Origin of the sequence: Sporosarcina sp. P16b, assembly GCF_002743065.1 — a bacterium.
Classification (GTDB): domain Bacteria; phylum Bacillota; class Bacilli; order Bacillales_A; family Planococcaceae; genus Sporosarcina.
On record NZ_PDYO01000016.1, the window covers coordinates 41,354 to 63,327 of the forward strand.

19 protein-coding genes are annotated in these 21,974 nt (G+C 42.4%); 9 read left to right on the forward strand and 10 right to left on the reverse strand.

Annotated elements, in window-relative coordinates:
- Positions 1 to 18: 18 nt before the first annotated feature.
- From CSV77_RS14015 to CSV77_RS14035, 5 genes are all read left to right on the forward strand, one after another.
- Entirely contained in the window at positions 19 to 1,506 is a 1,488-nt protein-coding gene (locus CSV77_RS14015) for an aldehyde dehydrogenase family protein (protein ID WP_099673875.1), read from the forward strand.
- Between the two features lie 160 nt (positions 1,507 to 1,666).
- A complete protein-coding gene (locus CSV77_RS14020) occupies positions 1,667 to 3,109 on the forward strand; it encodes an MFS transporter (RefSeq protein ID WP_099673876.1) in 1,443 nt (480 codons plus the stop codon).
- 34 nt (positions 3,110 to 3,143) lie between these two features.
- Positions 3,144 to 3,917, forward strand: a complete 774-nt coding sequence (locus CSV77_RS14025; protein ID WP_099673877.1) for an electron transfer flavoprotein subunit beta/FixA family protein — start codon at positions 3,144 to 3,146, stop codon at positions 3,915 to 3,917.
- Between the two features lie 29 nt (positions 3,918 to 3,946).
- The gene (locus CSV77_RS14030) at positions 3,947 to 4,933 is read left to right on the forward strand and encodes an electron transfer flavoprotein subunit alpha/FixB family protein (RefSeq protein WP_099673878.1); all 987 of its coding nucleotides are present in this window, start codon (positions 3,947 to 3,949) and stop codon (positions 4,931 to 4,933) included.
- Between the two features lie 172 nt (positions 4,934 to 5,105).
- A complete protein-coding gene (locus CSV77_RS14035) occupies positions 5,106 to 7,097 on the forward strand; it encodes a helix-turn-helix domain-containing protein (protein WP_158232080.1) in 1,992 nt (663 codons plus the stop codon).
- A 585-nt stretch (positions 7,098 to 7,682) separates the two neighbouring features.
- Here CSV77_RS14035 and CSV77_RS14040 read toward each other — a convergent pair.
- On the reverse strand, positions 7,683 to 8,555 hold the full coding sequence (locus tag CSV77_RS14040; protein ID WP_099673880.1) for a LysR family transcriptional regulator: 873 nt from the start codon (positions 8,553 to 8,555) through the stop codon (positions 7,683 to 7,685).
- Between the two features lie 115 nt (positions 8,556 to 8,670).
- On the opposite strand from CSV77_RS14040, the gene CSV77_RS14045 reads away from it, so the two are divergent.
- Positions 8,671 to 9,645, forward strand: coding sequence for a cupin domain-containing protein (locus CSV77_RS14045; protein WP_233212260.1), 975 nt, complete (start codon positions 8,671 to 8,673; stop codon positions 9,643 to 9,645).
- The gene (locus CSV77_RS17405; RefSeq protein ID WP_099673881.1) at positions 9,645 to 9,896 is read left to right on the forward strand and encodes a DUF1450 domain-containing protein; all 252 of its coding nucleotides are present in this window, start codon (positions 9,645 to 9,647) and stop codon (positions 9,894 to 9,896) included. The genes CSV77_RS14045 and CSV77_RS17405 overlap by 1 nt, the downstream gene beginning before the upstream one ends.
- A 1,527-nt stretch (positions 9,897 to 11,423) precedes the next feature.
- Here CSV77_RS17405 and CSV77_RS14055 read toward each other — a convergent pair.
- The 5 genes from CSV77_RS14055 to modA form a co-directional block, all read right to left on the reverse strand.
- A complete protein-coding gene (locus CSV77_RS14055) occupies positions 11,424 to 11,798 on the reverse strand; it encodes an rRNA methyltransferase (RefSeq protein WP_099673882.1) in 375 nt (124 codons plus the stop codon).
- A 42-nt stretch (positions 11,799 to 11,840) separates the two neighbouring features.
- Complete coding sequence (gene fni / locus CSV77_RS14060; protein WP_099673883.1) at positions 11,841 to 12,872, reverse strand: type 2 isopentenyl-diphosphate Delta-isomerase; 1,032 nt, start codon at positions 12,870 to 12,872, stop codon at positions 11,841 to 11,843.
- 126 nt (positions 12,873 to 12,998) lie between these two features.
- On the reverse strand, positions 12,999 to 13,667 hold the full coding sequence (locus CSV77_RS14065) for a sulfate/molybdate ABC transporter ATP-binding protein (protein ID WP_099673884.1): 669 nt from the start codon (positions 13,665 to 13,667) through the stop codon (positions 12,999 to 13,001).
- An 18-nt stretch (positions 13,668 to 13,685) separates the two neighbouring features.
- Complete coding sequence (gene modB, locus CSV77_RS14070) at positions 13,686 to 14,360, reverse strand: molybdate ABC transporter permease subunit (RefSeq protein WP_199203758.1); 675 nt, start codon at positions 14,358 to 14,360, stop codon at positions 13,686 to 13,688.
- Positions 14,361 to 14,388: 28 nt separating this feature from the next.
- On the reverse strand, positions 14,389 to 15,186 hold the full coding sequence (modA, locus tag CSV77_RS14075; protein ID WP_099673886.1) for a molybdate ABC transporter substrate-binding protein: 798 nt from the start codon (positions 15,184 to 15,186) through the stop codon (positions 14,389 to 14,391).
- 160 nt (positions 15,187 to 15,346) lie between these two features.
- Between modA and CSV77_RS14080 the strand changes: the two genes are divergently transcribed.
- Positions 15,347 to 16,300: a substrate-binding domain-containing protein gene (locus CSV77_RS14080; RefSeq protein ID WP_099673887.1), complete on the forward strand. Its 954-nt coding sequence runs from the start codon at positions 15,347 to 15,349 to the stop codon at positions 16,298 to 16,300.
- A 299-nt stretch (positions 16,301 to 16,599) separates the two neighbouring features.
- Here CSV77_RS14080 and CSV77_RS14085 read toward each other — a convergent pair whose 3' ends face one another.
- The 4 genes from CSV77_RS14085 to CSV77_RS14100 all read right to left on the reverse strand — a co-directional run bounded on the left by CSV77_RS14085 (position 16,600) and on the right by CSV77_RS14100 (position 20,077).
- The gene (locus CSV77_RS14085; RefSeq protein WP_099673888.1) at positions 16,600 to 17,841 is read right to left on the reverse strand and encodes an AI-2E family transporter; all 1,242 of its coding nucleotides are present in this window, start codon (positions 17,839 to 17,841) and stop codon (positions 16,600 to 16,602) included.
- A gap of 27 nt (positions 17,842 to 17,868) precedes the next feature.
- The gene (locus CSV77_RS14090) at positions 17,869 to 18,825 is read right to left on the reverse strand and encodes an LCP family protein (RefSeq protein WP_099673889.1); all 957 of its coding nucleotides are present in this window, start codon (positions 18,823 to 18,825) and stop codon (positions 17,869 to 17,871) included.
- A gap of 74 nt (positions 18,826 to 18,899) precedes the next feature.
- A complete protein-coding gene (locus CSV77_RS14095) occupies positions 18,900 to 19,913 on the reverse strand; it encodes an MFS transporter (protein ID WP_099673890.1) in 1,014 nt (337 codons plus the stop codon).
- A complete protein-coding gene (locus tag CSV77_RS14100; RefSeq protein WP_099673891.1) occupies positions 19,841 to 20,077 on the reverse strand; it encodes a hypothetical protein in 237 nt (78 codons plus the stop codon). Before CSV77_RS14100 ends, CSV77_RS14095 begins: the two co-directional genes overlap by 73 nt.
- Positions 20,078 to 20,227: 150 nt before the next feature.
- Here CSV77_RS14100 and CSV77_RS14105 point away from each other — a divergent pair, with 150 nt between their 5' ends.
- A complete protein-coding gene (locus CSV77_RS14105) occupies positions 20,228 to 21,826 on the forward strand; it encodes an ABC-F family ATP-binding cassette domain-containing protein (RefSeq protein ID WP_099673892.1) in 1,599 nt (532 codons plus the stop codon).
- The last annotated feature ends 148 nt before the right edge of the window (positions 21,827 to 21,974 follow it).

Below are 21,974 nucleotides of genomic sequence, written 5' to 3' on the forward strand. Positions count from 1 at the left end.
TTTGAAGGAGGAAAACATATGACGAACGTATCCGAGAAATCCAAATTGACGACTTACGGCAATATCATGAACGGCAAGTCGGTACAGGCACAAGACGGGGCTGTATCGAACAGTATTGATCCATCTACAGCGGAAGTATGGGCGTTGATTCCTTCGAGTAAAAAGGAAGACGCAGAGCAAGTTATCCAGGCGGCACGCGGAGCATTCGAAGACTGGGCGAATCTACCCGCACGTACACGAGGCGATTATATGCGCAAGATCGGGGATATGATTCCCGAGTATGCTGCAGAATTGCTTGAACTGGAAACACGTAATAACGGCTGGGTACTAGATGAGTATGGTTATTTGGCAGAAGTACTAAAGCAAGTTTGGTACGACGCAGCGGGAGCAGCAACTCTAGTAGGTGCACAAGGTCGTACAGTACAGATGGGTACAGGGGATTTTGGTTTCACTTCACGTAAGCCATACGGAGTAGTAGTCGGAATTTTACCTTGGAACGCACCCTTATTCACCTTTACGATTAAGGCTGCCTATGCGCTAGCAGCAGGCAATACGGTCGTCATTAAACCGTCGGAGAGTGCGGCGGTCGGTTCATTGCGATATGGGGAGTTGATTTCACGCATTTTACCGCCTGGCGTACTGAATGTCATTTCGGGTGCGGGTCGTGAAATCGGGGATTACCTAGTCTCTCATAAAGAAGTGAATAAAGTGAGTTTGACAGGATCCAAAGCAACGGCGGAGCGTATTACAAAAGCGACTGCGCATTCACCGAAGTCGTTGATCTTTGAACTCGGGGGGAAATCTCCGAATATCGTCTTTGAAGATGCGGACATCGATCAAGCGGTACATGGATTGATCAACGGAATCTTCACACCGAACTCCGGTCAGATTTGTGTGGCAGGTTCACGCATGCTGATCCAGCGCTCCATTTACGACGAAGTGGTTGGGCGTTTACAAGAGTTGATGACGAATAATGAATTCGTCAAGCACGGTGATACGCTGGATACGAACAACACGATGGGGCCTATCGCGAATGAAGCGCAATTTCAGTCGGTTTGCGGGTTTATCGATGAGGCATCAAAAGAAGGGTATGAAGTGGTCTTCGGAGGAAAGTACGGTGGAGAAGCTGTTTTGCCGGGGCAACCAGAATTTGCGGACGGTTATTGGGTGCAGCCTACGCTCGTTAAGGTAGCAGACAACAGTTCAAAACTAGCTCGTGAAGAAATTTTCGGTCCTGTGGCGGTTGCTATTCCGTTTGATACGGAAGATGAGGCCATTCAAATCGCGAATGACACGAACTTCGGTCTGGCAGCGGGCGTATGGACACAAAATCTCAGTCTTGCACATCGTATGATTGATAAGCTCCAAGCAGGTAATGTCTGGGTCAATACGTACGCTAGAGTAGGTGCAGATCTCCCGTTTAGCGGCGTTAAAGAGAGCGGTTACGGTACAGACTCAATTCTGGATTATACAGTAGAAAAAGCTTGTGTCATCAATATCCGGTAAACAGTCCATAACGTCTGATCTGTGGCAGGAGAGCTTCGGTTTTGCGCCAAGCATATCGAAATCTCCTTCTGCAGATCTTCACTTTAAACCACAACTAGATTTGACATAATGAATAAAGCTTGTAAAAACTATGACACTATCGATAAAGGGAGGCCACTAAATGAATGAAGCGGCATTGAAAGATCAATCGATTAATAGGGGTTTTTTATTCATAAGTTTCGGAGCATTCTTTATTATGTTAAGTTTAGCAACCCATCTTCCCGCATACCCGCATATGCTGGCGGAATTTAATCTGACGCCAGGATACGCAGTCTGGATGCAACTGGGTCTGGCTGTTGGTTTAACAGGATTCCAGCCACTACTTGGATGGATTGGCGATTCGTTCGGATTGAAGATCGTCATCCTAATTGGCGGTATGTTCATGGTCATCGGATCATTGCTTGTAGCCTTCTCGTTTTCTTTCTGGGTGCTCGTTCTCGGTTTATTCTTTAAAGGTATTTCGGGTGCGGCGATTGCACCATCGGGAATTGCCTATGCCGGTAAATTCATGGTCGGGACACAACGTGCGAAAGCGATTGGAACGTTTGCAGCGTTTATTACAATCGGTGCGGTATTTGGTCCGGTCATCAGCGGTATGATCGTCGATACAGCGAACTGGCAGGCAAGCTTTATATTCACTGCTATTCTCGGTGGTTTAGGCATTGCACTCTTTGCTTTTGTTCCACATGTCAAAGTACAAGCACGTAAGAGGCTGGATGTTCTCGGATTGATTTTCGTCATCGCTCTATTGCTCGGTTTGCTGACGATTCCAACCTTCATCAACAGCTTCGGAATTAAATCTGGAATGTGGATTCCATCATTGCTAGTCTTCCTTACAGCGTTGATCATCTTGATCTTTGTAGAGAAAAAACAAAAAGCACCGTTGCTTGATTTAGAGTACGTTGCGAATCGAAACTTCTGGGTACCGACGACGATTGCGGTGTTCATCTTCCTTGGTTACTCGGGTGTGATGTACTTATTAACATTCTTTGTACAAAGCGTACAAGGAAAAGCCGCTACAACGGTAGGTTTCCTGCAGATGGCCGTTTTCCTTGGCACATCAGTCGCAGCCTATTTAAGCGGAAGAATTATGAAAAAGCTGTCAGCACGATTGATTATAGGATCGGGAATTCTTGTCTTTTCTTCCGGAATCATCATGTTGAATTTCGTGACACTTACTACATCGTTTACGTATTTGTTCATTGCTATGAGTCTGGTCGGTATCGGTGTAGGTTTCCAAACACCCGTAGTGAAAGGTCTTGTCGTATCCAAAGCTTCAACGGAACGAATGAATGTCGTGACATTTACGAATACGGTAATTGAGAACCTTGCACAGAGAATGGGTGCATCATTAGCTCTCGTTGCTTTCTCGATCTTCTCTGCAAGCGGTAATAATGTAGGAGCAATAGTGAATACATCGTGGGTAATAATGGGCTTCATCGTCATTGCATTATTCTTCTTGCCGTTGATTCCTCGAGCGATTCCTGGCATCCACACGAGTGAAGACGATTTGATCGATACGAACGTTGTGCCGAAAGCGTTACAAACTGAAGAAATCAAATAAATTGTGATGCAAAGTATAGAGAGGAGTCTTTTATATGAATATTTATGTCTTACTGAAAAAAACATTCGACACGGAGGAAGCAATTTCCGTGTCAGGTGGTCGTATTGATGAAAGCGGGGCGGAGTTCATTATTAATCCGTACGACGAATACGCAGTCGAAAAAGCGATCCAGCAACGCGACAAGCACGGCGGAACGGTAACGGTTGTCACAATTGGTGATGAGGACTCAGAGAAGCAATTGCGTACGGCACTTGCGATGGGTGCAGATGACGCGGTACTCATCAATACGAGTGACGACCTGGATGAAGGAGATCAATTCACGACCGCGAAAATTCTTGAAGCATTTTTTGAAGGAAAAGAAGTGGATTTGATTCTCGCAGGGAATGTGGCAATTGACGAAGCAAGCGGACAAGTAGGACCTCGTCTTGCGGAGCGTTTAAATATGCCTTTCATTACGACGATCGTCAAGCTGGATATTGAAGACAAAATGGCCAAAATCGAGAAAGACGTCGAAGGGGATCTCGAGAAAATCGAAGTATCCATGCCGGTACTCGTAACGTGCCAGCAAGGACTGAATGAGCCAAGATACACGTCCCTTCCAGGTATCATGAAGGCAAAGAAAAAGCCGCTTGGGCAACTTGAACTCGATGATCTAGATCTCGATGAAGACGAAGTGGAAGCGAAGACGGCTACGATTTCTATTTTCTTACCCCCTAAAAAGCAGGCAGGACGGATTTTGGTAGGCGAAACGGGAGAAAAAGTCAAAGAACTGGTCAGCTTATTGTCTAGTGAAGCGAAAGTAATCTAAGCAATCTACAAAACGAAAGGAGTTTTACTATGAGTGAAAAGATACTAGTAATCGGGGAATTGCAGCAAGGGGTTCTTCGTAAAGTAAGTTATGAGACAATTGCAGCGGCAAAACAACTAAATGCCAATGCAGAAATTCTAGCATTGGTACTAGGTGATGGAGACTTGCAGCAACCGGCTGAAGAAATGATTCACTATGGTGCAGATCGTGTCATTACCGTCTCACATGCAAACTTGAGCAATTATACATCAGAAGGCTACGGACAGGTGATCATGGAAGTGATGGAAGACGAAAAGCCATCCGGCATGATCATGGGCCATACGTCAGTCGGTAAAGATGTGACACCAAAAATCGCAAGCCGTTTGGAACTTGGATTGATCTCGGATGCGGTGGCAATCGAAAAAGAAGATGATCAAGCTATCTTCACTAGACCGATCTACTCCGGTAAAGCGTTTGAAAAGAAAGTGATGAAAAACGATGGACTGCTATTCGCCACGATCCGTCCGAATAATATTTCCGCGTTGGAGCCTGACGCTAGCCGAAAAGGCGATATCACAGCCAAAGAAGTAGATGTCAAAGACTTGCGTACGATCGTCAAAGAAGTGATCCGCAAGAAAACGGAAGGCGTAGATTTATCGGAAGCGAAAATCGTTATCGCTGGCGGACGGGGTGTTAAGAGCGCTGAAGGGTTCAATACACTGTATGAGCTGGCGGACTTGTTAGGAGGCGCTGTAGGGGCTTCTAGGGGAGCTTGTGATGCCGATTACTGCGATTACTCGCTACAAATCGGTCAAACCGGAAAAGTAGTAACGCCCGATCTCTATATCGCAGTAGGTATTTCAGGAGCGATCCAGCATATGGCAGGCATGTCGAACTCCAAAGTGATTGTCGCAATTAACAGTGACGAAGAAGCGAATATCTTTAAAATGGCAGATTACGGCATCGTCGGCGACTTGTTCGAAGTCCTTCCATTATTCATCGAAGAACTCAAATTACAAGGCGCGTTAGTATCTTAACTACTAACCATTCATAAAACAGCTTGAAAAGTTTGATCAACGAACTTTTCAAGCTGTTTTTTCGTTCTACTCTTTACTGCCTATCCCTTCTACTGAACCAAAAGTAAATAGTGAATCTTGGAAATCCATGTTATACTATTCTGAACTTACGGTTTATCGGAGGGGATTCTGTTTGATTAATCACGATTTACTGTTGAATGACATGAACTATGAACTGACCCATCATCAAGCCATCGCAAATAAAATCGACCCATTCCAAGTGATCATCATACATGATCGCCAGCCCAACTTCTTTGACTATAACTACTTACTTAATTTCCCATCTGAAAACGTACGAAAAAAAGTGGATGCCAACCGTATTTTTCCGAGGGGGAAAAACGAGACATTCATTGTCCGTCAGCAAGACTACGAGGACAATATTGATTTGTTTTTCAAGATTCGTGTGGATGCAAGACGCGAAGTGCTCTCGAAAGCGACAGAGTTCATGATCGCTAAATTTTTTAGCACCTATGAAGGTCATCTGACACCGTTGCTTATGAATAAGCCAACACTCAAATGGGAAATCATAAATAAATTACATGCTAAATACGATAAAATGGTACATGCACATACTCGTCTAAATGATGAGAATTCTTGGAATGTATTCAGCACGTGGTACAGGACGTATTTAATGAACCATACCGTCAGTGAGATGCTTAAAAGGCATGGCTATAATACTTTAAATGCTCTTGACGGAGAAGCGTTGAATGAATTATTTCTCGAAGAAATGAGGATATGTTTCGTTTCCAACGATAGTTTTCTGAATACATTCACCGCTGACGTCAACGTGTACATCGAAAAAATGGTTTCCGAAATACTTGCGGTGTTTGAATCAGAAAAAAATTCAATGGAGCAAATCAATCAATTACTCGGAGTCAGCGAGCAGATTTCTGTACATCAGCCTATCGAATCAACAGCAAAAACAAATAATCTTGTCGTCATGAGCAATGCCATCTATCAATTCATCACGGAAGCGATTTCTAACCAGCACTTTGTCTGCGAACCCGATCAATGGCCACGAGCAACTATACAAGGCCCAAGATTAGCAGGTTCTTTGCAGCTACTTCCGCGTGAAGAGGAGCGAACAACAAGTCGTATGATTCAACTGCGTAACGATGTCGAATCGTTATCGGAAGTTGATGTGGACGTATTGGATTCTATATGTCATATGTATTTGGCGCAAGTAGGTGACCGCGTAGAAATTCGCTTCGATGATCTACTGACAATCCGTGGACTGAAGCCAAAGCTCGGAGGAACAGGGAGGCGTGGTGGCTATGAAAAACAACAACGTATCCAAGTGTTGAAAGCGCTTTCCATCATACAGTCACTATGGATGGAACTTGAGTCGGTTTTAGTATATGAACAAGGCAAACCTGTCAACAAGAAGATGCAAGGACGTGCGTTCATTTTTATGAATGAAGACGGCAGTCCATGCGAATTAAATGAAAAGTCACTACCCGAACGTCTATATGTGACAATTGGGGAAGTTTTTGATCCTTTCTTGCAAGGCGCTGCCAGACAAGTAAAGTTATTACCGAATCAAGCGATTGAATTCAATCCATATCAACGGAAATGGGAGAAAAAACTCATCCGTTATGTAAGCTGGCGTTGGCGTACACAGGCACGAAAAGCGAGCTACTTGCAGCCGCATAAAATCAGTACATTACTCGAGAAAATTGGTATCCCAATAGATTCACAAGCGCCTTCACGTATTCGGGACCGCCTGGAGAAAGCCCTTGACTTATTGGAGGAAGAAGGCGTAATTACATTTTGGCAATACAATCAATGGAATGAAGACAGCATGTCGAAGAAAGGCTGGTTACGTGTCTGGTTGAATGCTACGATCATCATCGCGCCACCTGACGAGATTGTTAGCTATTACGAGCCGATCGAGAGAAAGAAATCAATACAGTCGCCAAACAATTTTACCTTAACGCAAACTAAAGAAGAAATTTGCAAGAACATTGGTAGTGATTTTAAGGAATGCCGCATCAATCGTGGATTAACACTGAAACAAGTATCTGAAGAATTGAATATTTCAATGTCCTATATAAGCAATATTGAACGCGGTGGAGCGTTACCGTCACAAAATATCTATAAAAAGATGAAAGATTGGATAACGTAAGCCAGAATGACATACTACGTGTCAGATGAACTAAAATACGTAATTAATTATTTAAAACCGAACATACAGACGCTAAAATAGTGTTATACTAAGCAAAGCTCATTTTTTGTCGAGCTTTGCATGTTCATATGTGCAATCGCAATAACTAACTCATTTCATATTCTTGAGAAACCTGGTTCCAAATAAACCTTCTTCATTATACTATTCGTCGCATCATATTATTTGGCAGGCTATACATACCCCACGAGCAGCAATCTAAGGGGGGGATTCGAAAGCGTGTAAAACGATGGACAACGATCGATTGGATAAGTAGGGAATGTACATCACAATGATTAGGGTCCTACCAACAAAAAGCGAAAAACATACATAAAGCAATTTTAAACATAAAGAAAGCCGGTGTTTCCTACGCTAAGGAAGTATCGGCTTTCTTATTGTGCACTCGGGTGGCGTCAAGAAAATGCGGATTTACAACGCTAAGCACATTTTCTGAAGCCACCCGAGAATAGATTCTTAAAATCGAGAATTAATTTTCCTGTAACTCTTTCACTTTTCTATAAAATGTTGTTTTTTTATCCTCAGTCGTAGTCAATGATTCCGAGCAACCCGATCCGCAATCTCACAAAAAGTTTTTACAAGAATGGATTGGTCACTGCGTCGATACGTAATGCCCATCGAGACGAGAGGCAACTGTTGAATGGACTCGATGTAAACGACTTCTTGTGTATGCAGGTTCATGGTCGATTGGGGGACAATAGTGATGCCAATCCCCGCAGCAACTAAACCGATGACTGTTTGAAATTCGAGTGCTTCTTGTTGGATGACGGGATTACACAGGCCAAGGATTTCGGTGTAGAGGCCGGGCCATGTTCTGGGTGATAATAATACGAACGGGTATGGTTTTAAATCGTCCAGGGTGACTGCTTTTAATTCGAGTAAGGGATGTTGTTTTGGGACCGCGAGTACGCAAGGATCAATGGAAACGATTTCAGTGTGGAGTGTCTCATCTAGGACAGGCGGTCTCAGGACACCGACATCGATTTCATTCTCTCGCAGCGCTTTGAGTTGGGCGGGCGTCGATAATTCGGATAGATGCACTTGGACGTTGGGGTATTGTTGTCGGAATTCCCGTAAAACGGCAGGGAGAATATCATAAGTTGCGGAACCAACGAATCCGACGTGCAAAGACCCAAGTTTTCCGAGATAAATCCGTTTTACATTTTCGATTGAACCTTCCAGCGAATCAATAATTTTTACGATGTCCTTATAGAATTGTTGTCCTGCCTCCGTTAATTCGACGCTTCGATTCGTTCTAGTAAATAGTAGAACATCCAATTCTTTTTCCAAGTTTTGAATTTGCATGCTTAATGGTGGTTGCGTAATATGTAATCGTTTTGCCGCGCGGCTGAAATTTAATTCTTCCGCCACGGCGATAAAATAGCGGAGCTGTCTTAATTCCATTAGAGTGTCACCAACTTTCTAACTATTCGAAAAACGTATTGTTGTTATATGAATTATATACTTCACGAATGATGACTAGCAAGCTAAACTTATAGACAACAAACGAATGGAGGAGATGTCATTGTCAACAAATGCACAGGCGGGAAAATTTGCTATTGGGGAAGCAGTGGAAAATTGGGCGGGGGACGCGCAGTTTTTGGAGTATACCAATGCGGCGGATCCGATTGGAAGCGGATTCATCAGTCGGATACCTGCCAAAGAATTTGGTCCGGAGCTTTATGATGCTGGTGAAACGAGAATCGTCACATTAGACCTGAGTAGAGAATTGAAAACCGATTATTTGGCGACAAGTCCTTCCCTGCTTGCGCAATTTATGCGCATCAATGCGGGGGATTCCATTCAAACGGAACCGAATGCGACGAGTGAACTTTACTATATTATTTCAGGTGCCGGACGCACGGAAGTGAATGGGGAAACCATTGACTGGAAACAAGGGGATTTTCTCACATTACCATCCGGATTGACCAGTTTTCACACGGCAGCCAAGGACACAACAATTTATTATATTGTAGACACGCCTCTTCTTGACTATTTAGGCGTGAAGGCGACAGAGACCCGTTTCAAACCAACAGTATACACAGCGGAAATGGCGAAAAAACATTTGGATGAAGTAGCGAATGCTCCAGATGCGCATTTGAAAAATCGAATCTCCATTTTGTTGAACAATGAAAAGTTCGACCAAACCTTGACGATTACCCATGTGTTGTGGGCAATGCTCGGCATTGTACCGGTTGGATCCAATCAGGCTCCCCATAGCCACAAATCGGTTGCGCTCGATTTTGTCGCGTACGCGGCACCTGGCACATATACACTGGTTGGCGACCAAATTGATCCGAAGACCAATGAAATCATTGATCCAATTCGCATCGACTGGGTGACTGGCAAGGCATTCGTTACACCGCCAGGGCTTTGGCATTCCCATCATAACGAATCGGGCGAAGCGGCTTATATTATACCCATTCAAGATGCCGGCTTGCAAACCTATTTGCGCACACTCGATATTCAATTCACGCATTACGATGAAGCCTGATGCGCGCCGTTAAATTTTGTGAAAACAATCTTCGCAGAACTGCATCTGAACAGGCAAAGGAAACCTTGCGGAAGGAGTATTCAGAACTTGTGAAGGTCTATGAAACAGGATGCTTCAGACGCTGTCTACGCTGTAGAGTTAAACCGTTTTGCCAGATTCAATTGCAAACTATTGAAGCAGAGGATGCGGAGACATTGGTGGAGAAGGTTGTTCAATATGTGAACGTGAAATCGTGTTCGGTTGATTCATAATTAGAAAGCATTTGAATGTATAGTAGATAAGTTGAAATAAGTAATTGATGAAGTAATGGAAGACAACGAAGGACTGAAAATTTGTATAGGCTACAATGCAAAAAAAAGAATATAAATAAAAAATGGATCGTAAAACAAATAAGTTTGCGATCCATTTTTATGGTTCACGGGGTTAATTATTCTACATTACAAAGACTCTCTTTAAACCGAATTCAAGTTTTTGGGAATTCTGTTCATTTTACATGATTGGAACAGTATTCAAACTTTGCTGGCAGCTATCGCCAGTTAAATGGTGTTTAATAGTTAGGTAGAGAAGGAGACAACATAATGAAATAAATTGTTTTTCTTAGAACATTTCTTTCCTGCTGCTAATGTCTTTAATGCATTATGTGCTTTAAACATACTAATTAACGCAGTAAGTGTATGGAATGCCGTTTGTCTAACTGAAGCAACAAAACTGTTAAATGAAAAAGGAAATGTGTCGGTTGAACTAATATACGTAGTTAATTATTAAAAACCGAACATACGGACGCTAAAATCATGTTATACTAAGCAAAGCTCATTTTTTGTCGAGCTTTGCATTTTCATATGTTCAATTGCAATAACTATCTCATTTTATATTCTTAGGAAACCTAGTTCCAAATAACCCTCCTTCATCATACTATTCGTCGCATTATATCATTTGGCAGGCTATACAAACCCCACGAGCAGCAATCAGGAAGGGGGAGTTCAGAGCGTGAAAAACGATGCACAACGATCGGTTGGATAAGTAGGAGATTTACATCCCAATGATTGTACAAAACGCGATGTTATTTCAGTAGGATGCAAGCAAAATATTGAAGTAAGTAAATGTCTGCAAACAATTAAATCTACAGTACGAACATACAAGCGCCACAAAGTGATATATTATGCGGGGTTCGAATTTAAAGCAATGAAGAAACCATATGCTTAATATGTTCTTATTGAACATGGTTCCGAATAATCCTTATATACCCAATATTCCTCGCGCCATACCATCTAACCATCACCAACTACTGCACGTATAGTAATCAAGCAGGGAAGCCTTGGGTGCATTAATTTAATTGGAAGAGAAGGGTGATTGGTTTTTGATATTAATCTGATTAACGTTAAAAGTACGGGATGATGGATAAAATTATCATACGTTATAATGATGTATTAGTTAACGGACAGCATTGCATAGAGTATACAATCAATGAATACATGACATGTCGAGTTAAGATTGTAAAATGCATTGTGAACATCGTAAAGTGGCCGGCAAAGGTTTGTGCAAGAAATCCATATAAAATAATATACACCGATGAAAAACTTACATCAAAACAACGTAAAGATTGATGTGAACATGCTAAATAATTATAATCAGTCATGAGTAAAATTCGCCTTAAAAATCGTTAATATCTCAATATCACAAGTATACTTCCCATTGATACTTTACTTCCTATAATTTATATTATGTTCGGGGCGTTCTACGATCTATACATATTCTATTCTCCAAGTATCCTTCTCGCCCTAGCTTTCTAAGCGATTTTTATGATCTTTAGTCTTAATGTTATCAAAGTCAATATGTCCCACACTGTACTCAATGACATCATTAATAAATAACTTATGATCTTTTGCGAACTTCTTAACGGATTCCAATAACTCTTGATCGTACGTCGTTTTATATTGGATTCGATCTGTCGGTCGTAAATTCTTATCGTATTCAACAACTCCTGCAGCTAATACGTTCTGTAAGCCGTTTTCTAATAAATAGTTGCTATATGTATCAAGTTCTTCAGATAATTCCTCTAAGTGCTCCAAAATTTCCTTACTGATATTCGTACGGAATTTAATCCGCGTTTCATCTGTAGTTTGAATCATTTTTCCGCCCACTAATTTCCACATTGGCTATTCCTCCTAATTTAACGAAACTCGTAAATAGTAAATTCACGAGTTCACTTTTTGTAATCGATCCGTTTGTTGTAACGCCTGAATATTTGCAGAACCTGTTGCAAACATCGCCATACGTAATTCTAGTTCACGAACTTCCATTGTCTGGAAAACGCTCTCGGCGGATTCGGTAGCTTCTTCTAAAATCGCGCGACCAAAACCGACAAAATCTGCACCGAGCGCAATACATTTTGCAGCATCGACACCTGTATGAAGTCCACCGCTTGCAATCAGTAATTTATCACGCATATAAGGCTCGACCATCTGTAGTGAATCTGACGTTCGAATTCCCCACTCACTAAATGCCGCCGCTGCTTGCTGTTTGATTGTGGTTGTACGGTATTTCTCCACTTGACTCCAAGATGTCCCTCCTGCCCCGGCTACGTCAATGAATGCCACACCGATATCTAGAAGTTTCCTGGCAATTTGCCCATCTATTCCCCATCCAACTTCTTTAATCCCGACCGGAACCGATAATTCATTGCATAATTTCTCGATTTTAGATACTAAATTACTAAAATTCGTATTTCCTTCAGGCTGGATGACTTCTTGTAAAACATTTACATGCAAAACTAACGCATCCGCATCCGTATATTCGATGATTTGCCGACATTCGTCAGCAGAAAATCCATAATTTAACTGCACTGCACCTAAATTCGCGATAATAGGTGCTGTTGGGGCGTATTTTCGTAAGGCAAATGAAGGACGGAATGCTTTACTTTCTATTAAAGCGCGCGTCGAACCTAACGCCAGTGCCCAGCCTCTTTGTTCCGCAGCAAGTGCGAGATTCCGGTTAATCGTTTCCGCAAAATCCGCACCACCCGTCATCGAGCTAACTAAAAAAGGTGTTTTACATGATTTATGTAGAAAGTTTTGCTCCGTATTAATTTCGTCAAATGCTAATTCAGGTAAGGCATTATGTAGAAATTCATACTGCTCCAAACCTGTTGTGATCGCATCTCCAGTCACATGTTCATCCAGCACGATTTGAATATGTTGTGCTTTCCGGTCATTCAATTGCTTGCCCATGATTTTAGCTCCTATCTACTGATGCATCCATTTCTGTCGCTGTCGGTTATTATGAATTATAGCTGTTCTATTTTGATTACACAAAAATAAAAAAGCTCTGATTATGAAATCGAAGCTTTTTACATTTTAATACGTTGACACTACAGATCTTTTCCGCTTTTCATCCGTTATTTGTCCTTGTTCAAGATAAATAATACGATCGCCGAGGCGTTCTGCTTCGGCGTAATCATGCGTCACAATAATGAACGGAATTTTCCACATGTTATGTAAACGTAAAAGCTCATCTTGACATTGTTTCCGTGTTTCTTTATCAAGGGCCGATAAGGGTTCATCCAGCAATAACACGGAAGGTTGTGTGGCAAGTGCTCTCGCCAATGCTACACGTTGTTTTTCTCCACCTGAAATCTGGTGGGGATACTTTTGCAACAAATGCTTAATCCCTAGTACTTCCAGCAATTGGCGAATCATTTCATGACTTTCTTTTCGTTCGCTGTTTCTCACGCCAAACCAAATATTCTTCTCCACTGTCATATGTGGAAATAACGCATAGTCTTGGAATAAATACCCGACCTTTCGATCACGAGCGGGCACCGGTTTTTCACCGGTTGTAAAAAATGTGCATTCATTCGAAAGAATTAAGCCGTGGTCTGGATGTGCGAGCCCTGCAATATTGTCCAAAATTGTTGTTTTACCTGAGCCCGATGGACCGACTAACACCATGATTTCATTGAACATTTCAAAATGAATGTTCATCTCAAAATGTGCGAGTTGTTTAGTGATTTCTACATGTAGCATGTCAAATCCCCCTTCGACTCAAGATTTAGTAAACCGTCTAATATTGCGCTTGCTCCACCAATTTACCCATAAAATCAAACTAAAGCCGAATATACTGATCATGACGACCCAAAACGTCGCTTTTTCCATTTGTCCCGACTCTACCGCGAAATAAATCGCCATCGGAATCGTGTCCGTTCTACCCGGTATGTATCCCGCAAGCATTAACGTAGCACCAAATTCACCAAGACCTCTTGCGAATGAAAGCACCAATCCTGCCAGTAATCCAGGCCAAGCGAGTGGAAATACAATGGACCAGAATACGCGCCATTCAGAAGCACCCATTGTACGCGCAGCATTTGATAATCGTTCATCAAAACTTTCAAATGCGGCCGCTGCACTTTGATACATTAACGGAAATGACACGACAATTGAAGCGATAACAGCGCCAATCCATGTAAAAACAATCTGAAAATCGAACCATTCAAGCAACCAACTGCCGATCCAGCCCTTTTTACCGAATAAAATGAGTAAACCGAAGCCGACAACGGTCGGTGGTAACACAAGCGGCAATAAAAATAAGGCTTCCACTATGCTTTTTCCAAAAAAATCACGCTTCGCAAGCACGTACGCAATGAATACACCTGCTACAAACACAACGAAAGTGGAGATAGCAGCTACTTTCAAAGATAATAATAAAGGGGAGTAATCCATATCTAGCACACTTCTCCCCTCCTTTCATTTACTTAAATCCGAACTTCTGCAACGTTTCTTTTCCTACGTCACCAGTCAAATAATCAAGGAATTGCTGCGCGGCTTCCTGATATTTAGATTCAGCAACGACAGCACCAGGGTATACAATCGGCTCATGCCAGTCGGCTTCAGCTTCTGCCAATACTTTCACATCATTTGAAACGAATGCATCACTTGAATACACGACACCATAATCTGCGTTACCCATTTCCACATGTGTCAGCACTTGCCGTACGTCTGAGCTAAGAACTAATTTGTCCTGCAAAGGTTCCCATAGACCCAAGCTATCAAATGTTTCCTTCGTATAGCGACCAACCGGAACCGATCCCGGCTCGCCCACTGCGACATGATCAAGGGTCGCTGTATTCAAGTCTTCAAATGAAGAAATCGCACTATCGGAATCTTTTTGTGTAATTAATACGAGTGCATTTTTTGCGAAACTTTTTCTTGACTCATTGAGGATTAAATCTTTATCTTCCATGTCGTTCATATCTTTTGAACTGGCAGACAAGAATACGTCAGACGGGGCACCATTTTCAATAGTCGTTGCTAATTTTCCTGAGCTTCCAAAATTGTATGTTACGGTAATACCATCATGCGCTTCTTCAAAAGGCCCTTTTAACTCTACCAAGGCATCTGTCAAGCTTGCCGCAGCAGAAACTACTAGTTCAACTTCGGGGTTTTCCTGATCTACAGCGCCTGCTTTTTCAGTTTCATTCGCATTTGAACATCCTATCAGAAATATCGTGAGTAGAATAGACAATGTAGAAAGTAAGAATCGTCTCATTATATACTACCCCCTGCTGCTTTATAAAGTATAACTAGATATACCTAAACATAACTAGTTATGTTTAAAATTATCATAGTATGCATTGTAAAACTTGTCAATTTTGCAATTGGTGATGAGTTGTTAGAAGATAGATGTACTATTGTTGGAGGGTTGAGACATGACAAATCTAGAACATGATATTTCCTATACCACCGATGAAATCGCCCAATTATTGAAAGTCTCGAAATTAACAGTGTATGATATTATTAAAAAAGGAGAAATTCGGGCCTATCGCGTGGGACGTCAAATGCGTGTGGATGCTGTAGATTTGACAGCGTATAAAGAACGACTGAAAAGCGGCGGTGAATCGACGCCGGTGTCTTCGAAGTCGATGATTCCACAAGCCACGGCGTCAGAATCTGTAACTGACAAGCAAATCATCATTAGTGGACAGGATTTGAGCTTAGACATCATGGCCAGTCACATAGAAGAATCCGGACTCTTTCGACCACTGCGCTCCTTCTCTGGCAGCTTGAACAGTTTGATCAAGATGTATCAAGGACAAGCCGACATTGTCAGTACTCATTTATTTGACGGAGAAACTGGTGAATATAATGTGCCATATATTAAACGTCTACTTACTGGACGCTCTTATATGGTAATAAACTTGCTCGGTAGGAAGGCTGGGCTGTATGTACAAAAAGATAACCCGAAGAATCTACAAGATTGGTCAGACCTTGGACAGTCAGGTGTCCGCCTTGTAAACCGTGAGAAAGGCTCAGGGGCTCGAGTTTTGCTGGATGAGCAACTACGTCTCGTAGGAATCACCACTCGTTCTATCATCGGTTATGACGACGAGGAACTAAATCATATGGCCGTAGCGACACGCATCGCATCTGGTCAAGCAGATGTAGGAGTTGGAATCGAAAAAACCGCCCGATTAATCAACGTGGACTTCATTCCATTGATTCAAGAGCAGTATGACTTGGTGTTGATCAAAACACCGGAAAATGAACAGCTGCGCGGACTCATAGTGGAAACACTAAACTCAGCCTCGTTCAAAGAAAAACTGGCTGCGATTGGTGGCTATGACTTGACGAAGACTGGGACTATTTTGTACGAAACAGTATAGGAAAAGTGGGACGGTGCGAGTTTCGCTCATTAATTCGTATAAGCGCTCATAGTTCATGCGTATCCGCTCTATGGTCCTCACCAAACGCTCTATCACGGTCCGTATCCGCTCATACTTTTCAGCAAGCGCTCTATCAAGACCTATATCCGCTCATAGGCCTCCAAGTTTCTACGTTTTGAACTTAAAAATCTCGCGTATCACTACATCCGGTATTAATTTCAATGAAATCCCAGACTATTCACCTATCCACACTCCTAACCGACTCCATAAAAAAAGTAACCCACCTTCATTAAGGCGGGTTACTCTTTATCGTTCTCATAGTACTCTTCAATTGAATCTGTTTCATAATACAATTCTTCTTGCGTCTCAAAGCGGTTATATCTCAACGTGAACAAATAAAACACATGAGTGGCTACCACTTTCAGCAGCGCATATGCCGGAATCCCGAGAATCACTCCAGCGACGCCGAACAGCGAGCCTGCCGTCAGTAAGACAAAGATAATCGTGATCGGATGAATATGCAGTGATTTCCCCATGATCTGAGGCGAAATAAATTTGCCTTCGATCACTTGCACAATCGTCCACACAATCGCGAGCTTCACAAGCATGAATGGCGACGTGACCATCGCAATAATAGCGGCAGGCGTGATCGCAATCACCGGCCCAAGATACGGCACGATACTCGTGAACATCGCAAGTACCCCAAGTAGCAACGCATACTTCATTTTAATGATCAGGAAGCCAATCGATACCATGATCCCAATCGCAATTGCAACTAAAATCTGCCCTTGAATATACGCACTGATTTGTCTATCCGCATCACGGAAGATGATCGATGCATCGTCACGCAGACGTGGAGGCAACATGCGTAAAATCATCTGTGGTAACTTCTCGCCATCCTTCAGTAAATAAAACAGAATGAGCGGCACAGTGACGATGCTCAAGATGATTCCAGTAAGCGCGGAAACGAATGATGTTACGCCGGATGCGATACCACCTATCGTCTCTGTGAAGAACTTCCCGATGCTCTCAAAGCCGGAATCGAGGAACGTATTGACATTAAAGTTGAACCCTTGATAGACCGAGCCGAAAATGGAGTTCCGTAAAAAGTGGTCCGTATCTAAGATCAACTGTTTGAAATACGTTGGAAATTCCTCGAATAAATTGATCGTCTGCAAACGAAGGAACGGTAACACTAAGAAAATAACTAGTGTCAATAAACCTGCGGCGGCCAGCAAGATGATTAAAATGCCATAGACGCGTGGTATGCGCAAACGATCCACCAGAAAACGAAGGATCGGGCGCATTAAGTAGTATAAAATCGTCGCAAGTACGACCGGTAAAACGACAGTTGAGAAAAATACTTGAATAGGATAGAAAATAAATGAAACTTGGGTGAAGACCAAGATGATTAATCCAATGAACAATAAACAAAGCAATACAAACAATGTAGATTGACCACCGAGAAATCCGACGATGGGTGATGTCGAACGAATAGACCAGAAATCTCGTAAAGAAGACTTTTTTGGTGGCTGCCTCAACGCCTCACTCCCCTTTTATTCGATCCGTCAAGGTGTAGTTAAAAACGAACGGATCGCTTCTCTATTTTTATCTAGATCAATTTCAATGACAGAACCTGCATGACTATATGAAGTAAAAGAATAACTGCCCTCTACTGGAATACGTAATGTTTGCAGATCTAGTTTTCGTTTTGCGATAACTGTCAGTACTTTAGTCAGCTCGTCTTTCGAAGTTAAATCTGTTTCAATAAAGTTATCGAGTGCACCGGCTAGTTTTGGAGCTTGCAAAACAGTTGACACACTAAACAGCTCGTCTTTCATGGCCTGAATTACTTCTTGCTGGCGATTGACTCGACCAAAGTCGCCCTCGTCATCTGCGCGAAATCGTGCATACCCGAGTAGCTCTTTACCGTTTAACCGCTGTACACCTGGTTTTAACGTAACACCGATTTTCTCGGACATTTCATTCTGTACATTCATTTCAAGGCCATTTGGAAATGCAATATCCATAATCGATTCGAAATTGTCGAAATCGACGACTGCGTAGTGATGGATCGGAATATTGAACATCCCTGAAATCGTTTCTTTCGCAGTTTGGACTCCACCTAAATAGTAGGCCGTATTAAGCTTGTACGACTGGTACCCTGGAATTTGTGCGTAAATATCACGCATGAATGAAATTAAATGCGCAGTTCCAGCAGTTTGATCCCAGGACAGCACCATCATCGTATCCGTACGATATTTTCCGGAACCATCATTGTCGACGCCGAGCAATAAATAATTTTCCGTCGTCGGATCTTCTGGACTTAATAAATCGCCTTGAAACTCTCCCGGATTCATCTTACTACCTGCCGTCATGGCCTTCCCTTGTTTATATTGAAAGTAACTATACGCTGATATGGTGATCGTGAAAAGCAATAGTAGAGTCATAAAAACTCTGCCCACGCGTAATTTACGCTTCTTTTTTCTACGTTGTGGCTGTTGTTCGTCGAAGTGTTCGTCCATGTGGCATTCATTCCTCCATTATCCGTGTGTATCCTGTTATGAGGACGTTTCTGTTCACAACGGGTTGCGTCCAGTCACGAGCTTTGCTTGGCGGATCGACCTATTTGCAACGCTAGCACTAGCATAGCCACAAATAAAACAAGAAATACGAACAATGTCACGTAATGATTTTCGGTGTAGTCATATAACAAAGCGATTAGTAATGGTAAGATTCCACCGATGATGAACCCACCTGTTTGCATCATCGCAGTCCATGAATTGGTTTCTTCTGCCGTATCGGTCGCGTCCATCGGCAGTAGCAAACAGATTGGGAATAATCCACCAAGCGGAATTCCCATGATGACAACGCCGATCGCAAACCACAATGGATCTGCTGTCCACATCAACCCGATCGAGAAAATACCAAGCAACAGAATGCCGATAAGTGCCGGTGTTCTGCTTGTCAACTTCTGTAAAATAAGAGGAAAACCGATATTCATAAAAATTTGCACGATCGTCATCCCACTGAGCAATGCGCCCGCTTGTAGAAGCGTCATGCCGTTCGACACTGCAATTGGAACGAGATACGTCAAAACGGAAAAGAATAATGCTGCCTGTAAACCAAAGAAAATCAGGAAGCTCCATGCCTGTTTATTGCGCCAAGGATTCTTCCCTTTTTGCACGGGTTGCCTTGTCACTTGTTTCACTTCGATTGGATACGCCGCGGTGACAGCCCACGCAATGATGCCAAAAATCGCAATTATGGCCCAAACTGCAAGTCCAAATCCATAGGAATGAGCTTTTTCGTAAAAAACACCTGTCAATCCTGTGCTCAGCGTTGCCCCCATTCCCATACCGAATGAATAAATTCCAACGACTACCGCAACATGCATCGGGAAGTATTGCTTGATCAATGCCGACAATAACGGTCCAATGACAGCAATCGCCACACCTGCAATGAAAGCGGTCAGTAATAATACACTGAACGAAGTGACAAAAAAACGCATGGCAGTTGCTACAGCAAGTAACAACAACATCAGTACATCGTTTTGTTCAAGCCGATTGCCTGATTCAGTGTGGGCGCCAGCATGGCGAAGACGCCCATACAGATAACCGGAATAACAGTCAGGAGACTCACTTCGGTGTTCGACAACAACAAATCATCACGGATGATGTCTAGCATCGGTCCAATTGACGTAATCGCTGGCCGTAAGTTGAGCGCGACAATAAAGATCGCTAACAATAATAGACCTTGGGTAGTTTTAGAGCGCAAGACAAAGACTCCTTTTGCATGTGATACTTATCTAATACCTATCGTCATTATATCGTAAAATGAAATTGTAAACAGTACTAGTTCAAACATTCCATTTCACGTAATTTTAATGTATACTAGGAACATTGTGAAATTAGGAGGATATTATTTATGTTAGCAGTTAGTAATTTAAGTCTTCGCTTTGGCGACCGTAAGCTATTCGAAGATGTCAATATACAGTTCAATCCAGGCAATTGCTATGGATTAATTGGAGCGAATGGCGCTGGTAAATCAACATTTCTTAAAATTATATCAGGTGAACTTGAACCTCAAACAGGTAATGTTATTCTTGGAAAAGATGAACGTTTGGCTGTCCTGAAACAGAACCACTTCGAGTATGAAGAGTTCGTCGTGATGGATCTCGTCATCATGGGGCATAAAGAGCTATATGAAGTCATGAAAGAAAAAGACGCGATTTATATGAAGGAAGACTTCTCCGACGAAGACGGCATGCGTGCAGCTGAACTTGAAGGTGAATTCGCTGAGATGAACGGATGGGAAGCGGAATCTGAAGCTTCTGTACTCCTTCAAGGTCTTGGTGTTCCGGAAAGTATGCATCACGTTACGATGGCAGAGCTTGACGGATCAAGCAAAGTAAAAGTATTGCTTGCACAAGCTTTATTCGGCAAACCTGACGTATTACTACTAGATGAGCCGACAAACAACTTGGATCTAAAAGCTATTCAATGGCTTGAAGAATTCTTGATTAACTTTGAGAACACTGTCGTAGTTGTATCCCACGACCGTCATTTCTTGAATAAAGTATGTACACACATCGCTGATCTCGACTTCAGTAAAATTCAGATCTACGCGGGTAACTATGACTTCTGGTATGAGTCAAGTCAATTGGCTTTTAAACTATCTCAAGAATCAAACAAGAAAAAAGAGGAAAAAGTAAAAGAATTGCAAGCGTTTATCGCACGTTTCAGTGCCAACGCATCGAAATCCAAACAAGCCACATCCCGTAAAAAGACATTGGAAAAAATCGAACTAGATGATATCAAACCATCTTCACGCCGTTATCCTTTCGTGAACTTTACAATAGGCCGTGAAATCGGTAACGATGTGTTGACGATTAAAGATGTCACAAAAACGGTGGATGGTAAAACGTTTATCAAAGATGCCACCTTTACACTTAATAAAGAGGATAAAGTGGTGTTGATCGGTAACCCACTTGCAAAATCTGCTTTGCTCGATATGCTAGCTGAGGAAACAGAGCCCGATACAGGAGCTATCAAATGGGGTGTGACGACAACTCGTGCCTACTTCCCTATGGATAATTCGAGGTACTTCGAAGGATCCGAGCCGACATTAGTTGATTGGCTCCGTCAATACTCTCCTGAAGATGAAACGGAAACATTCTTGCGCGGATTCCTTGGACGTATGTTGTTCTCAGGTGAAGAAGTGAAGAAAAAGCCGAACGTCTTATCAGGTGGAGAAAAAGTTCGCTGTATGTTATCAAAAATGATGCTGACAAGCGCAAATGTTCTTCTTCTTGACGAACCAACCAACCACTTGGACTTGGAATCTATCCAAGCATTGAACAATGGTTTGATCGCGTTTAAAGGCGCGATGATCTTCACGTCTCATGACCATCAGTTCATCCAAACAATTGCTAATCGTGTAATCGAAATCAATGACGATGGAACAATCTTTGATAAGATGATGACATACGACGAGTATTTGGAATGGAAAGGTCAAAAAGCTTAATGTTTAGTTGATATAAAAAGTCCCCTGGAAGTATTAAAGTGTACCCTTTGTAAAGGACAATTATAAAAAAGCCTAAGCTGCTAGTTGAAGCTGTCGTCTGTATTCTGCAGGCGGCAGCTTTTTCAAGTTCCACTGCCCGCGATAATGG

What these genes read in the sequence shown, in the direction of transcription:
- CSV77_RS14015 (WP_099673875.1), top strand. Translation starts at nt 19, where the DNA reads ATGACGAACGTATCCGAGAAATCCAAATTGACGACTTACGGCAATATC.
- CSV77_RS14020 (WP_099673876.1), top strand. Translation starts at nt 1,667, where the DNA reads ATGAATGAAGCGGCATTGAAAGATCAATCGATTAATAGGGGTTTTTTA.
- CSV77_RS14025 (WP_099673877.1), top strand. Translation starts at nt 3,144, where the DNA reads ATGAATATTTATGTCTTACTGAAAAAAACATTCGACACGGAGGAAGCA.
- CSV77_RS14030 (WP_099673878.1), top strand. Translation starts at nt 3,947, where the DNA reads ATGAGTGAAAAGATACTAGTAATCGGGGAATTGCAGCAAGGGGTTCTT.
- CSV77_RS14040 (WP_099673880.1), bottom strand. Translation starts at nt 8,555, where the DNA reads ATGGAATTAAGACAGCTCCGCTATTTTATCGCCGTGGCGGAAGAATTA.
- CSV77_RS14045 (WP_233212260.1), top strand. Translation starts at nt 8,671, where the DNA reads ATGTCATTGTCAACAAATGCACAGGCGGGAAAATTTGCTATTGGGGAA.
- CSV77_RS17405 (WP_099673881.1), top strand. Translation starts at nt 9,645, where the DNA reads ATGCGCGCCGTTAAATTTTGTGAAAACAATCTTCGCAGAACTGCATCT.
- CSV77_RS14055 (WP_099673882.1), bottom strand. Translation starts at nt 11,798, where the DNA reads ATGTGGAAATTAGTGGGCGGAAAAATGATTCAAACTACAGATGAAACG.
- fni (WP_099673883.1), bottom strand. Translation starts at nt 12,872, where the DNA reads ATGGGCAAGCAATTGAATGACCGGAAAGCACAACATATTCAAATCGTG.
- CSV77_RS14065 (WP_099673884.1), bottom strand. Translation starts at nt 13,667, where the DNA reads ATGCTACATGTAGAAATCACTAAACAACTCGCACATTTTGAGATGAAC.
- modB (WP_199203758.1), bottom strand. Translation starts at nt 14,360, where the DNA reads ATGGATTACTCCCCTTTATTATTATCTTTGAAAGTAGCTGCTATCTCC.
- modA (WP_099673886.1), bottom strand. Translation starts at nt 15,186, where the DNA reads ATGAGACGATTCTTACTTTCTACATTGTCTATTCTACTCACGATATTT.
- CSV77_RS14080 (WP_099673887.1), top strand. Translation starts at nt 15,347, where the DNA reads ATGACAAATCTAGAACATGATATTTCCTATACCACCGATGAAATCGCC.
- CSV77_RS14090 (WP_099673889.1), bottom strand. Translation starts at nt 18,825, where the DNA reads ATGGACGAACACTTCGACGAACAACAGCCACAACGTAGAAAAAAGAAG.
- CSV77_RS14105 (WP_099673892.1), top strand. Translation starts at nt 20,228, where the DNA reads ATGTTAGCAGTTAGTAATTTAAGTCTTCGCTTTGGCGACCGTAAGCTA.